At 74.2% G+C, this 12,887-nt stretch carries 12 protein-coding genes; 3 read left to right on the plus strand and 9 right to left on the minus strand.

Annotated elements, in window-relative coordinates; genetic code table 11:
- The first annotated feature begins 55 nt into the window (after window positions 1-55).
- A complete protein-coding gene (locus ACIGZJ_RS04520; protein ID WP_396455893.1) occupies window positions 56-1,024 on the plus strand; it encodes a helix-turn-helix transcriptional regulator in 969 nt (322 codons plus the stop codon).
- Here ACIGZJ_RS04520 and ACIGZJ_RS04525 read toward each other — a convergent pair.
- Window positions 1,015-1,929, minus strand: a complete 915-nt coding sequence (locus tag ACIGZJ_RS04525; RefSeq protein WP_396455894.1) for an SDR family oxidoreductase — start codon at window positions 1,927-1,929, stop codon at window positions 1,015-1,017. The two genes, ACIGZJ_RS04520 and ACIGZJ_RS04525, sit on opposite strands and share 10 nt — an antisense overlap.
- A 120-nt stretch (window positions 1,930-2,049) precedes the next feature.
- Here ACIGZJ_RS04525 and ACIGZJ_RS04530 point away from each other — a divergent pair, with 120 nt between their 5' ends.
- Both ACIGZJ_RS04530 and ACIGZJ_RS04535 read left to right on the plus strand, forming a co-directional pair.
- Window positions 2,050-2,328 (plus strand): CopG family transcriptional regulator, encoded by a 279-nt coding sequence (locus ACIGZJ_RS04530; protein ID WP_396455895.1) that lies wholly within the window; start codon window positions 2,050-2,052, stop codon window positions 2,326-2,328.
- On the plus strand, window positions 2,325-2,762 hold the full coding sequence (locus ACIGZJ_RS04535; RefSeq protein WP_396455896.1) for a PIN domain-containing protein: 438 nt from the start codon (window positions 2,325-2,327) through the stop codon (window positions 2,760-2,762). The genes ACIGZJ_RS04530 and ACIGZJ_RS04535 overlap by 4 nt, the downstream gene beginning before the upstream one ends.
- Before the next feature lie 46 nt (window positions 2,763-2,808).
- Here ACIGZJ_RS04535 and ACIGZJ_RS04540 read toward each other — a convergent pair whose 3' ends face one another.
- The 8 genes from ACIGZJ_RS04540 to allB all read right to left on the minus strand — a co-directional run bounded on the left by ACIGZJ_RS04540 (window position 2,809) and on the right by allB (window position 12,815).
- Window positions 2,809-4,557 (minus strand): SDR family oxidoreductase, encoded by a 1,749-nt coding sequence (locus ACIGZJ_RS04540; RefSeq protein ID WP_396455897.1) that lies wholly within the window; start codon window positions 4,555-4,557, stop codon window positions 2,809-2,811.
- On the minus strand, window positions 4,554-5,396 hold the full coding sequence (locus tag ACIGZJ_RS04545; RefSeq protein ID WP_396455898.1) for a M24 family metallopeptidase: 843 nt from the start codon (window positions 5,394-5,396) through the stop codon (window positions 4,554-4,556). The genes ACIGZJ_RS04540 and ACIGZJ_RS04545 overlap by 4 nt, the downstream gene beginning before the upstream one ends.
- 15 nt (window positions 5,397-5,411) lie before the next feature.
- Window positions 5,412-6,497, minus strand: coding sequence for a PDR/VanB family oxidoreductase (locus ACIGZJ_RS04550; protein ID WP_396455899.1), 1,086 nt, complete (start codon window positions 6,495-6,497; stop codon window positions 5,412-5,414).
- A gap of 26 nt (window positions 6,498-6,523) precedes the next feature.
- Window positions 6,524-7,456, minus strand: coding sequence for a metal-dependent hydrolase (locus ACIGZJ_RS04555; protein WP_396455900.1), 933 nt, complete (start codon window positions 7,454-7,456; stop codon window positions 6,524-6,526).
- 211 nt (window positions 7,457-7,667) lie between these two features.
- Entirely contained in the window at window positions 7,668-8,447 is a 780-nt protein-coding gene (locus ACIGZJ_RS04560) for an IclR family transcriptional regulator (protein WP_392931348.1), read from the minus strand.
- Between the two features lie 219 nt (window positions 8,448-8,666).
- Window positions 8,667-10,127: a catalase gene (locus ACIGZJ_RS04565; RefSeq protein WP_396455901.1), complete on the minus strand. Its 1,461-nt coding sequence runs from the start codon at window positions 10,125-10,127 to the stop codon at window positions 8,667-8,669.
- Window positions 10,128-10,180: 53 nt separating this feature from the next.
- Window positions 10,181-11,446: an allantoicase gene (alc, locus tag ACIGZJ_RS04570; RefSeq protein ID WP_396455902.1), complete on the minus strand. Its 1,266-nt coding sequence runs from the start codon at window positions 11,444-11,446 to the stop codon at window positions 10,181-10,183.
- A gap of 13 nt (window positions 11,447-11,459) precedes the next feature.
- Window positions 11,460-12,815 (minus strand): allantoinase AllB, encoded by a 1,356-nt coding sequence (gene allB / locus ACIGZJ_RS04575; RefSeq protein ID WP_396455903.1) that lies wholly within the window; start codon window positions 12,813-12,815, stop codon window positions 11,460-11,462.
- Window positions 12,816-12,887 lie beyond the last annotated feature (72 nt).

The raw sequence follows: 12,887 nt of genomic DNA on the forward strand, positions 1-12,887 counted from the left end.
GCCACGACGCGCCCGGCGGACCCGGGGATCGGGACGACCGGAAGGGGTGGACACCGTGCGGGCGGCTCGGGCGATCTCGCTGCTGCTGCTCCTCCAGGCGCGGCGGAGCATGACCGGGGCGAAGCTGGCCGCCGAACTGGAGGTGTCCGAGCGGACGATCCAACGGGACGTCCTGGCGCTGGCCGAGGCGGGCGTGCCCGTCTACGCCGACCGCGGCCGGGCCGGCGGCTACCGGCTGCTGGACGGCTACCGCACCCGGCTGACCGGCCTGGACCGGGCCGAGGCCGAGGTGCTGCTGCTCGCCGGACTGCCGGGCCCGCTGGGCGACATGGGGCTCGACGGCCCCGCGCTGGCCGCCCGGCTGAAGGTGGTGAGCGAGCTGGGCGAGGCCCCCGCCACCGGAGTACGGAGGTTCCACCTGGACGCACCCGGCTGGTTCCGTACCGCGCCCGCCCCGCCGCTGCTCGCCGAGGTCTCCCGGGCCGTCTGGGGCGGTCGGCTGCTGCGGGCCCGTTACCGGCGCGGCGCGGACGCCGTCGAGCGGACGCTGCAGCCGTACGGGCTGGTCCTGAAGGCGGGCGCCTGGTACCTGGTGGCCAGGCCGCCGGACGCGGACGGCGCCCGGGTGTACCGGGTGGACCGGCTGACGGAGGCCGTGCCGCTGGCCGAACGGTTCGAGCGGGACGAGGCCTTCGACCTCGCCGCGTTCTGGGAGGCCAAGGCGGCCGGGTTCGCCCGCTCCCTGCTGCGGGAGAGCGTCCTGGTCCGGCTCAGCCCGCTCGGCGCCGAGCGGCTCCCGCACCTGCTGGAGCCGCTGGCGGCCAGCCAGGCGCTGGACTCCGCCGGGGAGCCGGACGGCGACGGCTGGATCACCGTCCGGCTCCCGGTCGAGTCGTCGGAGGTCGCCTACGAGGAGCTGCTGCGGCTCGGACCCGAGGCGGAGCTGCTCGAACCCCCGGATCTACGGCGCCGGTTGGCGCGGGCGGCGGCCCGCACCGCGGCGCTGTACACCGCTCAGCGGTAGTCGGCCGGGTCCGGCGGGGCGTCCGCCGCCTCCGCGTCCACCAGGTAGCTCCAGGCGTCCGGGCGGCTGCCGTCCAGGTCGGTGAAGCCGTACTCCTTGGCCAGGGCGCCGCTGGAGAGCGAGGCGGCGTTGAAGCGCTTCACCTCCGGGTCGCAGGCCAGCGCGACCACCGCGCGGCCGACGTAGGCGGGCGACTCCGAGATGCCGAAGTCCGGCTGCTCCGCCAGCGCCTCGCGCCAGGTCTCCTCGGTGACCCCGAAGTGCTCCAGCATCATCTCCGAGCGCAGCCAGCCGGGGGTCAGCGCGACCGCCGTCGCACCGCGCGGGCCGAGCTCGTGGCCCAGGGCGAAGGCCATCCGCAGCACCGAGGACTTGGCGAGGTCGTAGAAGAGGGAGTTGCGGTAGCGGGTGGCGTTGTACTCGGCGGTGCCGTCGGTCATCTCCACCACCAGCCCGCCGGGGCGGCGCAGCAGCAGCGGCAGCAGGTGGTGGTTGGTGATCGCGTGCGTCTCGACGGCGAGGCGCAGCAGCCGCAGCCCGTTGTCGAGGTCGTGCTCCCAGACCGGCTTCTCCCACTCGAAGAGGTTCTCGCCGCCCCAGATGTCGTTCACCAGCAGGTCGAGCCCGCCCTGCTCGGCCTCGACCCGCTCCGCCACGGCCGCGACCTCGGCGGGGACGAGGTGGTCCGCCCGGACGGCGATCCCGTGGCCGCCGGCCGCCGTCACCAGCGCCGCCGTCTCCTCCAGGGTCTCCGGCCGCCCGTACTCCGAGCGCCGGCCCCCGGCGCTGCGACCCGTCGCGTAGACCGTCGCCCCGGCGGCCCCCAGCTGCACCGCGATCCCCCGCCCGGCTCCCCGGGTCGCCCCGGCGACCAGTGCGACCCTGCCCTTGAGCGGCTGTGCCATGTCGTGCCCTTCTCTGGTGGTTCCTCCGACACCACCGATGCTGTCGTGGAATCCCGACATCTGCTGTCGGGGTTTCCCGGCGTCATGCCCGCGGACGTATGGCGCGGGTACCATACGCATATGGCTCTGAAGCGCACCACGGTCTACGTCGAAGCCGAGGACCTCGCGGTGATCAAGGAGGCGGCCGCCCGGGAGGGAATAGCCGAGGCGGAGATCATCCGGGAGGCCATCCATCTGGCCGCCATGTCCAGGCGCACCTGGGACGAGCCGTTCTTCAGCGCCGTGTACCAGCCCGTCGGCGAGGCCACCGCGGACGATGTCCGGGCGGACCAGGCCGAGGCGTACGAGCGGACGAAGGGCGCCTGCGCCCCGGCCGATCGGCGGCGGGGCGCCGCGTGATCGTCGTCGTGGCCGACACCTCGGGGCTGCTCGCCGCACTCGATGCAACGCATCCGGTCGGGTCCGCCGCCCGTGAGGTGCTGGACAACACGGGCCTGCTGGTGATCCCCCCCGTTCTGTTGAGCGAACTCGACCACCTGGCGAGGAGGGTTCTCGGGCACGCCGCGGCCAGCGGCGCCGTCGACGATGTCACCCGTCGGGTTCGGTCCGGTCGCGCCGTCCTGCCCGAGATCACCGCCGACACCCTTGAGGCGGCGCAGGCCGTCCGGGCACGCCACCGCAGTCTCGGCCTGGATCTCGCGGATGCCGTCAACGTCGTTCTGGCCGCGGAATACCGCACCGACACGATCCTGACCCTCGACCAGCGCGGCTTCCGGGCGGTCAGGCCGCTGACCATGCACAAGGCGTTCCGGATCCTGCCGTTCGACCTGTGAGCCGCGGCTCTGCGGGCCCTGCGGGGGGCAGGGCCCGCGGGGGCGGTCAGGTCACGTTGAGGCGGGCCGCGAGGCGGAGCAGGCCCGGGGAGAGGCGGCTCAGGAAGCGGGCCGCCTTGGCCTCCGGGGTGACCGGGACGACCGGTTTGCCGGTGCGGACGGCGTGCAGGATCGCGGTGGCGACCTTCTCCGGCGGGAATCCGCGGCGGGCGTAGAGCCTCGCGGCGCGGGCCTGCTTGGCGGCCTGCTGGTCGGGGGTGGTGGCGGAGAAGGTGGAGGTGCGGGTGATGTTGGTGTTGACGATGCCGGGGCAGATGGTGGAGACGCCGATGCCGTGCCCGGCGAGTTCGGCGCGCAGGCAGTCGGAGAGCATGAAGACGGCGGCCTTGCTGGTCGCGTAGGCGGTCAGCGCCTTGGACGGCAGGTAGGCGGCGGCCGAGGCGAGGTTGACGATGTGGCCGCCCTGGCCCCGGTCGGCCATCAGCGTGCCGAAGACCCGGCAGCCGTGGATGACGCCCCAGAGGTTGACGTCCAGGACGCGCTGCCACTCCTTCTCGGTGGTCTCCAGGAACGTCCCGGAGTGGCCGATGCCCGCGTTGTTGACCAGCACGTCGGGGACGCCGTGCTCGGCGGCGACCTCGCGGGCGAAGGCTTCGAAGGCGGCGCCGTCGGAGACGTCGACCCGGTAGGCGCGGGCGGGCGGGCCGATCAGTGCGGCGAGTTCGGCGGTGCGCTCGGCGGCGGGCAGGTCGAGGTCGCAGACCACGACCCGGGCGCCCTGCTCGGCGAAGGCCAGCGCGGTGGCCCGGCCGATGCCGCTGCCGGCGCCGGTGACCACGACGAGGGGGCCGGTGCCGGCCGGGTCGGTGCGGTGGCCGGCGCCGACGGTGGCGGTGAAGTCGCGGACCATGGCGGCCACGGCGCTTCCCTTCTCCAGCAGGGCGGACCAGTGGGTGGCGTGCAGGGAGCGGCGGGTCAGGTTCGGCACCCAGCGCTCCAGGCCCTCGGACAGGTAGGTGCCGACGTAGTGGTCCCGGGTGAGCGTGACCAGCTGGACGGGCACCTCGGTGGGCCGCTCGCGCGGGTTGCGCAGGGTGGGCCGCATGTTGGCCCGGTAGAGCTCGATGCCGCGGACGGCGTCCCGCCGCAGGGTGGGCTGCGGGTGGCCGGCGCGGGGGGTGACCTCCTCCAGGTCGCGCAGCACCCGGGGCCAGGCCCGGGCCAGTCCGAGCCGCCAGAGGCCGGGGGCGAGGAAGGGCAGGTGGAAGGCGGTGATGTACCAGGAGGCCACGCCCTGGGTGAGCAGCTGGCGCAGGTGGCGCGGGGTCGGCCGGCGGTAGCGCTCGCGCAGCCAGTGGCCCATGTGGTCCAGGCAGGGGCCGGACATGGTGGTGTAGGAGGCGATCCGCTGCTCGGCGCCGGGGGTGGTGACGGCCTCCCAGGACTGCAGCGAGCCCCAGTCGTGGGCGACCACGTGCACCGGGCGGTCCGGGCTGACCGCGTCGGCGACCGCGAAGAGGTCGGCGGCCAGCTGCTCCAGCCGGTAGCCGTCCCGGGAGGCCGGGGCCCCGGAGGCGCCGGCGCCGCGCACGTCGTAGCGGACCACGTGGTGGTCGCGGGCGAGGTCGGCGGCGATGTCGTCCCAGACCGCGTGGGTGTCCGGGTAGCCGTGCACCAGCAGCACGGTGGGCGCGTCCGGGTCGCCCTCCTCGAAGACGGCGAGCGGCAGCCCGCCCGAGTGGACGGTGCGGCGGCGGGTGGTCATCGGACCGGTGGTCTTCGGGTGGGTGGTCATCGGGCCTCCTCCAGCGTGGTCCAGCGCCGCACGTGCGGCAGGTCGTCGTCGAGCCAGTAGGCGTCGTCCTCGGTGACGACGAGCAGCTCCTCGAACTTGATGCCCACCTCGCGGAAGCCGATGTGCGGCTCCACCGCCCACAGGCCCGGGGTCGGCGCGTGCCGGGAGGACCGGCCGTCCGCCCAGAGCGGGGAACGGCCGTGCAGGCGTTCGCTGATCAGCTCGCGGCCGAGCGTCTGGAGTGTACGCACCCCGAAACCGAGGACGTTCACCCCGGCCGGGCCGCGGGAGGTGGTCCTGGTCACCTGGTGGCCGATCACCCGGCCCGGGTAGACCCGGTGGCGGTTGTCGTAGCCGTGCGCGGCGATCTGCTCGTCCACCGCCGCGTACACCTCGTCGAGCGGCCGGCGGGCCCGGACCTCGGCGAGGATCAGCTCGCGGTAGACCCGCAGGTCCGCGGCGAGCCGGTCCCAGACCGGGTTGTCGCCGACCTTGCCGCCGTAGCCGATGTCGGCGGTGTAGCCGTCCACCACGGGCGCGCAGTCCAGCACGTAGGGCATGCCCTCGGCGAGCCGGCGCCCGCCGGCGAAGAACTGCAGCGGGGTGTGGAAGTGCCGGAACGCCGTCCGGTCGCCGAACCAGGCGAACGGGACGTGGAAGAAGTCCTGCACCCCGGCGGCGACCAGGCGGCGGCGCAGCTCGGCGGTGGCCTGCCGCTCGGTGACGCCCGGTTCGATCCAGGCGGCGACCTGTTCGGCGCAGTGGTAGGCGAGTTGCTGGACCTCCCGGAAGCGGGTGAGGTCGTACTCGGTGTACGGGAAGGACGGGGGCTTCGCCATCGCGGGGGCTCCTTGCTACAGGTCGAGGACGAGGGTCTCGCCCTCGGCGGCCCGGGAGACGCAGGGCAGCAGGGCGCCGGCGGCGCGCTGCTCGGGGGTGAGGCGGCGGTCGCGGTGCTCGGGGGCGCCGGCCAGCAGGCGGACCTCGCAGGTGCCGCAGAAGCCCTGCCGACAGGAGTACGGGAGGTCCGGGCGGGCCTCGCGCAGCACGTCCAGGGCGGAGCGGTCGGCGGGGACGCCGAGGGCCGGGCCGGCGGCGCCGAGGCGGACGGTGAACGGCTCGCCGCCGGTGACCGGCGCGGCGCCGAACCGCTCGAAGTGCAGGGCGGCGGACGGCGCCGCGGCCATTTCGTCCTGGACGGCGGCGAGCATCGGGGCCGGACCGCAGCAGTACACGGCGGCGCCGCGCGGGGCGTGCGCCAGCAGCTCGGCGCCGGTGGGGACGCCGTGCTCGTCGTCGGTGCGCAGGTGGACCCGGTCGGGGGCGAGGGCGCGCAGCTCCTCGGCGTAGGGGAGGGTGTCGGCGCTGCGGCCGACGTGGACCAGCCGCCAGTCGAGGCCGTGCCGCTGCGCCTCGCGGGCCATCGGCAGCAGCGGGGTGATGCCGATCCCGCCGGCCAGCAGCAGGACGGCGGGCTCGGCGCAGAACGCGAAGCCGTTGCGGGGGCGGCGGGCCGTCAGGCGGCTGCCGGTGGGCAGCTCGTCGTGGATCTCCACCGAGCCGCCGCCGCCCGCGGGCAGTCGGCGCACGGCGATCCGGTAGCCGCGTCGGTCGGCCGGGTCGCCGCAGAGCGAGTAGTGCCGCTCGCGGCCGGAGGGCAGGGCGAGGCGCAGGTGGGCGCCGGGCTGCCAGCCGGGCAGGTCGCCGCCGGACGGGTCGGCGAGGTGCAGTTCGACGACGTCGGTGGCGATCGTGCGGCGGTCGGCGACGACCAGGCGCAGCGGCCCGGCGGGGACGCTGTACGGGCGCCGGGGGCTGCGGCGCAGCAGGGGGAGGCCGAGGGCCGGGGTGTAGCGGTCGCCGAAGGCGGTGAGGCGCCGCATGAACCGGTCGGCGTGCGGGCGGCCGTACAGGTCGGGGGGCGGGGTGCGCAGGTCCATCCGGGCGGCTCTCCTGGCGTGGTCGGTCAGTGGGCGGCGGCGGCGCGGGCGGCCGGGGAGGTGGCGAGGTAGCCGAGCGCCTGGCTGGAGGATCCCTCCTGGGTGGGGTGGTAGCCGCGTCGCAGGTAGCGCAGTCCGGAGCGGACCGACCGGACCGGGTCGGGCAGCAGGCCGCGCCGGGCGATCTGCCGCGCCTCGCGCCAGCTGGGCCGCAGCCGGCCGTCGAGGGTGGGGTCGGCGGCGAGCAGGAAGCGGACGCCGCGGACCCAGAGGTGGACCAGCAGCGGTCCGGAGACGACCATGCCGCGGACCCGGCGCAGGTAGCCGGGGTCGAGGTGGACGAGCAGGTCGAAGGCGACGCTGCGGTGTTCGACCTCCTCGGCGCCGTGCCAGCGCAGCAGGTCGAGCATCGTCGGGTCGGCCTTGGCGCGGTCCAGGCCCGGGGAGTTGAGCACCCAGTCGCCGAGGAAGGCGGTGAAGTGCTCGATCGCCGCGATGAAGGCGACCCGTTCGATGACGTTCTCCCGGGCCTGGGCGGGCGTCAGGCCCGGCTTCTCGCCGAGGACGCGCTGGAACAGCCAGGCGACCTGTCGGACGTACGGGCGGGGGTCGAGGCCCTGGGCGAGCAGGTGGTCCAGCACCTCCTGGTGGGCCTCGGCGTGGATGGCCTCCTGGCCGATGAAGCCGAGCACCTCCTCGCGCAGCCGCTCGTCGCGGATGAGCGGGAGGGCCTGCTTGAACGCCTTGACGAACCAGCGTTCGCCCTCGGGCAGGAGCAGGTGCAGGACGTTGAGGATGTGGGTGGCCATCGGCTCGTCCGGGACCCAGTGCAGCGGCAGCCGGGCCCAGTCGAAGCGGACGTCCCGGGGGGCCAGGACGAGGTCGTCGTGCACCCGGGCGGCGGGGGCGGCGACGGCGGGGACGGGGGTGGCGGGGGTGGGGGTGGTGGATCGGGGCACGGGGAGGCCCTCCTGTACCTGGGGGCGGGTGGCTCGGCCCGCGCTGGTCCGCTCGGCCTGCAGGCAACCTACTCGCGGGTAGTGGCCGCTTCAAGGGTTTCGGCAGTCCTTATCGACATCGAGTCTAATAAGTGATGTGCACCGCGGCGGCCCCCGGGAAACACGGAAGGCCCCGCCGGATCGGCGGGGCCTTCGCGGGGCTGCGGTGCGGTCAGACCGCCATGGCCAGCATCAGCGGCGCGGCACGGGCCGCGAGCAGTTCGGCGGCGGCCTTCAGCCGGTGGACGTTGTCCAGCGGCATCGAGGTGGCCAGGCAGCCGACGGTGCTGCCGGCCGTCACCGGGACGGCGGCACAGACCGTGCCGAGCGCGTACTCCTGGATGTCCAGCACCGGCACGGTGGCCGGCTGGCGCTCCAGACGGTGCATCAGCTGGTCGGCGTCGGTGACCGTCCGGGAGGTCAGCCGGGCCACCGGGTGCCGGGAGAGGTGGTCGAGGCGGCCGTCGTGGTCCAGCTGGCTGAGCAGGCACTTGCCGATCGCGCTGGCGTGCGCGGTGGCCCGGAAGTCCACCCACTCCTGCACCGCCGGGGCGTGCTCGCCGGCGGCGACCGCCTCCACCGACAACTCCCCGTCGTGGTAGCGGCTGAAGTACACCGCCGCACCCAACTCGTCGCGGAGTTCGGCCAGTTTGCGGTTGAGCCGGGCCCGCACCAGCTGCTCGCGGTTGTGCTGCCCGAGCAGCGCGAAGGTGCCGCCGAGCACCCAACCGCCGTCCTGGCACTGGAGGTAGCCCTCGATCTCCAGGATCTCCGCGAGCTGCCGGACGGTCGGCAGGCCGAGCGACGTCTCCCGGGCGAGGGTCACCAGGGTGGCGCCGTCGGGGTGCCGGTCGACGGCCTCCAGCAGTCTCAGGGCGTGCTGCAGAGAGGTGAACGGACCGGGTACACCCTGGTCCAGCATGGCGTGACGACCCGGGGCTGGTGTCGACATGTCGTCCCCTTCCGATGTCCAGCACGCGGAGCTACCCGCGGGCCTCTCCAGCCTAACCACCCCGGGGGCCCGGCAGTTGCCGTCCGCGAATATTCGGTGAAGGCACTGGACAACAGCGGGCCCCTCCCCCACTGCCCTGGGGGGAGAGGCCCGGTGTGCGGCCGCCGGGGCGCGGGCCCCGGCGGCCGGTGAGGGTGGTCGGTCGGTCTGCGGGGGCCGTCAGCCCTCGTCGCCGGCCCGCAGCCGGGTGACGGCGGCCTCCAGGCGGGCGCCGTACTCCTCGTCGGCCGCGTGGAAGTGGGCGAGGTTGCGCTCGACGATGTCGTCGCGCGTCACCTGCGCCAGGAAGCCCGCGATGTTGTCGACCAGGCGGGACTTCTCGCCCTCCGACATCAGCCGGTAGAGCTCGCCGGCCTGGAAGAAGTCGTCGTCCTTGGTGTGCGCCGGGGTGGTGTAGGTGCCGGTGTGGCCGTCCAGCCGGACCGGCGCGGCGAGCGCGCTGTCGGTCTGGGCGGGGCCGTCGTACGAGTTGGGCTCGTAGTTCCGGGCGCGGCCCGACTTGTTGACGGCGGCGAGGCCGTCCCGGCCGTAGTTGTTCGCCTCGGTGGCCCTGGGGGCGTTGACGGCGAGCAGCGTGTGGTTGACGCCGAGCCGGTAGCGCTGGGCGTCGGCGTAGGCGAACAGCCGGCCCTGGAGCATCTTGTCCGGGGACGGGCCGATGCCGGGCACGAAGTTGTTCGGGGAGAACGCGGACTGCTCGACGTCGGCGAAGACGTTCTCCGGGTTCCGGTTGAGGACCAGGCGGCCGACCTTGACCAGCGGGTAGTCGGCGTGCGGCCAGACCTTGGTCAGGTCGAAGGGGTTGAAGCGGTACTCGGCGGCCTCGGCGACCGGCATCAGCTGGACGTAGAGGGTCCAGGACGGGAAGACGCCCCGCTCGATGGCCTGGTGCAGGTCGCGCTGGTGCGAGTCGGCGTCGGCGCCGAGCACCTCGGCGGACTGGTCGCCGTCCAGCGAGCGGATGCCCTGGTTGGTCTTGAAGTGGTACTTCACCCAGAAGGCGTCGCCCTGCTCGTTGACCCACTGGTAGGTGTGCGAGCCGTAGCCGTTCATGTGGCGGTAGGACGCCGGGATGCCGCGGTCGCCGAACAGCCAGGTGATCTGGTGGGTGGAGGCCGGCGAGTGGGCCCAGAAGTCCCAGACGTTGTCCGCCTCCTGGACGCCGGTGAACGGGTCGCGCTTCTGCGAGTGGATGAAGTCCGGGAACTTGATCGGGTCCTTGATGAAGAACACCGGGGTGTTGTTGCCGACGAGGTCGTAGTTGCCCTCCTCGGTGTAGAACTTCAGCGCGAAACCGCGCGGGTCGCGCACCGCGTCGCTGGAGCCCAGGTTGCCCGCCACGGTGGAGAAGCGCAGGAACAGCTCGGTGCGCTTGCCGACCTCGGAGAGGAAGGCCGCCCTGGTGTACTGCGAGACCTCGTCGGTGACCTCGAAGTAGCCGTACGCGCCGGAGCCGCGGGCGTGCACGACGCGCTCCGGGATGCGCTCGCGGTTGAAGCGGGCCAGCTTCTCCAGGAGCTGCTGGTCCTGGATGAGCAGCGGGCCGTACTCGCCGGCCGAGGCCGAGTTCTGGTTGTCGGCGATCGGCGCGCCGGACTCCGTGGTCAGGATCTTGGACATGGAGGGTCCTTCAGGTGTCGATAAAGGCGGTGCGTGGAGGGGGTGGCGGCGGGTCAGGCGCCGAGCAGGCGCCAGGCGGCCGAGCGGCGGCGGGAGGACTGCTCGCCGTCGGGGCCGTCGGCCGGCTGGAGCGCGGCGACGGCGGCGGTGGCCGCGGCCTGGTCCGCCAGCGGGCGGGCGGCGGCCAGCGCGGCGGCCTCCTCGGCGGTGAGGCCGGCCTCGGCCAGGGCGGCGGCGGCCTCGGCGGCGGGCACGGCGTTGAACCAGCGCAGCGCGAGGGCGGCGCGGCCGGCCTCGGTCAGCCGGCCGGTCAGCCGGAGCCGGGCGAGGCCTCCGTCCGGGTGGACGTTGATGCGGACGTGGGTCACCGGGCGGCCGACGTCGAGCCGGAAGCGGTGGCGGGTGTCGGGCTGGAGGCGGGTGCGGGGCAGGATCTCGAACCAGCCGTCACGGTCCTCGGCGGGGTTGCCGCCCTGCGAGGCGTCGTAGCCGGCCAGGTCGGCCCAGCCGGGGGCGTTGGCGACGAAGTGGGTGGTGTCCACCTCGGCGGCAAGGACCTCGCCGCCCCCGGCCAGGGCGATCTGCACCCAGTCGTTGGCCTTGTCGCGCCGACGCCGGGTCTCCCAGCCCTCGCCCATGACGGAGGCGCGACCGGGAGCGTTCAGGTTGTGCGGGGAGGAGAAGTAGCGGTCGGAGGCCGCCTCGGCGACGCCGCCGTACTCCTGGGCGGCCAGGTCGAAGGTCAGGCCGTCCAGCTCGCGCGGGTCCGCCAGGACCTCGCCGTGCACCCGCAGCCGGGCGACGCCGCCGTCCGGGAAGATGGCGAGGCGGACGTGGGTGTAGCGGGTGTCGTCGTGCACCTCGAACGCGTGGGCGGTGTCGCCCTGCAGCGGGGTGCGCGGCAGCAGCTCGACCCAGTCGGCGGCCTGGAGCTCCTCGGGCGAGGGGTGTCCGGGCACCGCGGCGGCCTGCACGGAGGCGCTCTCCGGGTAGTTGCCGGTGAAGTGCGCGGTGTCCACGATCAGACCGCGGACCACGCCGCCCACACCGAGCCGCACGATCACCCAGTCGTGGTCCTCGTCGGTGGGATGCGGCTGCTCGGCGCTGATGCCGCGGCGGCGCTTGGACTCCCAGCCGTCCATGATCTGGCCCTTGTGGCCGAAGGTGTGCGGGCGGAACTCGGCGGGCTTGGCGACCAGCAGGTTCTCCGCGTCCGCGAAGGTGTCCTCGTTGGTGGCGACGACGCCCGCGCCGAGCAGCCGGGAGGCCAGGTTGACCAGCTCGGTGAACGGAGCGCTCGGGGTGGTACCGGTGCTCATAGGGGTCTCCTGCTTACGGGTTGTGGGTGAGCTGGCGGCCGAAGGGCTCGGCGGCGGTGTCGACCGGCCGGCCGCGCAGCCAGGTTGCGCGCACGGCACCGGTCAGCGTCCGGCCCGCGTACGGGGTGACGGGGTTGCGGTGGTGCAGCTCGGCGGCCTGCACCGCGAAGGCGCCGTCCGGGTCGAAGGCCACCAGGTCGGCGTCGTGGCCGACCGCGATGGCGCCCTTGGTCCCGGTGAGGCCGACCAGCGAGGCCGGCCCGGTGGCCATCCAGCGGACCACGTCGCCCAGCGAGTGGCCGCGCCGGCGGGCCTCGGTCCAGATGGCCGGCAGGCCGAGCTGCAGGGAGGCGATGCCGCCCCAGGCCTGGGCGAAGTCCCCGCTGCCGCCGTACTCGGGCAGCAGCTTGAGGTCCGGGGTGGACGGCGAGTGGTCCGAGACGATCGCGATGAACTCGCCGTTCGCCAGGGCCGCCCAGAGCGCGTCGCGGTTGGACTCGTCGCGGATCGGCGGGCAGCACTTGAAGGCGGTGTCGCCGTCCGGCACCTCCTCGGCCGCGAGGGTGAGGTAGTGCGGACAGGTCTCGGCGGTCACCTGGACGCCGTCCTCGCGGGCCTGGCGCAGCAGCGGCAGCACGGCGGCGGAGGAGACGTGCAGGATGTGCACCCGGGCGCCGGTGCGGCGGGCGGTGTCGAGCAGCCGGGCGACGGCCGCGGTCTCCGCGTCGGCGGGGCGCGAGGCGAGGAAGTCCCGGTAGTGCACCCCGGGTTGCTGGGGTGCGGCGGCCAGGACGGCCGGGTCCTCGGCGTGGATGATCGCCAGGGCGCCGATCCGGGCCTGCTCGGTGAGCGCGGCCTCCAGGTCGGCCTGTTCCACGTGCGGGAACTCGTCCACGCCGGACGGTGCCAGGAAGCTCTTGAAGCCGAACACGCCCGCCCGGTGCAGGGGTTCGAGGTCGGGGACGTTGCCGGGGACGGCGCCGCCCCAGAAGCCGAGGTCGACCCAGGCCTGGCCCTCGGCGGTCTTCCGCTTGGCGTCCAGGCCGTCCACCGTGGTGGTGGGCGGGATGGAGTTGAGCGGCATGTCGATGATGGTGGTGACGCCGCCGGCCGCGGCGGCCCGGGTGGCGGTGGCGAAGCCCTCCCACTCGGTGCGGCCGGGCTCGTTGACGTGCACGTGGGTGTCGACCAGACCCGGGAGCAGCGCGGTGTCGCCGAGGTCGGTGAGGTGGCGGTCGCCGACCGCCAGGGAGCCGTGCGCGGCGATCTGCTCGATCCTCCCGTCGCGGATCAGCACGTCGGCGGGGCGCTCACCATCGGGCAGGACGACCCGGCGGGAGCGGATCACCGCCGTCTCGCTGAAGGACATGAGGGACCTCCGAAACCTTGGTACGAGTGGGGTGTGCCGAAGGAATGCCCGGAGCCTAGGGCCGCCTTCAAC

The organism is Kitasatospora sp. NPDC052868 (assembly GCF_044547105.1).
GTDB lineage: Bacteria > Actinomycetota > Actinomycetes > Streptomycetales > Streptomycetaceae > Kitasatospora.

Bases quoted from the DNA above. Each gene is read 5' to 3' on its own strand.
- ACIGZJ_RS04525 (WP_396455894.1), bottom strand. From the start codon at position 1,929: ATGGCACAGCCGCTCAAGGGCAGGGTCGCACTGGTCGCCGGGGCGACC.
- ACIGZJ_RS04530 (WP_396455895.1), top strand. From the start codon at position 2,050: ATGGCTCTGAAGCGCACCACGGTCTACGTCGAAGCCGAGGACCTCGCG.
- ACIGZJ_RS04540 (WP_396455897.1), bottom strand. From the start codon at position 4,557: ATGACCACCCACCCGAAGACCACCGGTCCGATGACCACCCGCCGCCGC.
- ACIGZJ_RS04545 (WP_396455898.1), bottom strand. From the start codon at position 5,396: ATGGCGAAGCCCCCGTCCTTCCCGTACACCGAGTACGACCTCACCCGC.
- ACIGZJ_RS04550 (WP_396455899.1), bottom strand. From the start codon at position 6,497: ATGGACCTGCGCACCCCGCCCCCCGACCTGTACGGCCGCCCGCACGCC.
- ACIGZJ_RS04560 (WP_392931348.1), bottom strand. From the start codon at position 8,447: ATGTCGACACCAGCCCCGGGTCGTCACGCCATGCTGGACCAGGGTGTA.
- ACIGZJ_RS04565 (WP_396455901.1), bottom strand. From the start codon at position 10,127: ATGTCCAAGATCCTGACCACGGAGTCCGGCGCGCCGATCGCCGACAAC.
- alc (WP_396455902.1), bottom strand. From the start codon at position 11,446: ATGAGCACCGGTACCACCCCGAGCGCTCCGTTCACCGAGCTGGTCAAC.
- allB (WP_396455903.1), bottom strand. From the start codon at position 12,815: ATGTCCTTCAGCGAGACGGCGGTGATCCGCTCCCGCCGGGTCGTCCTG.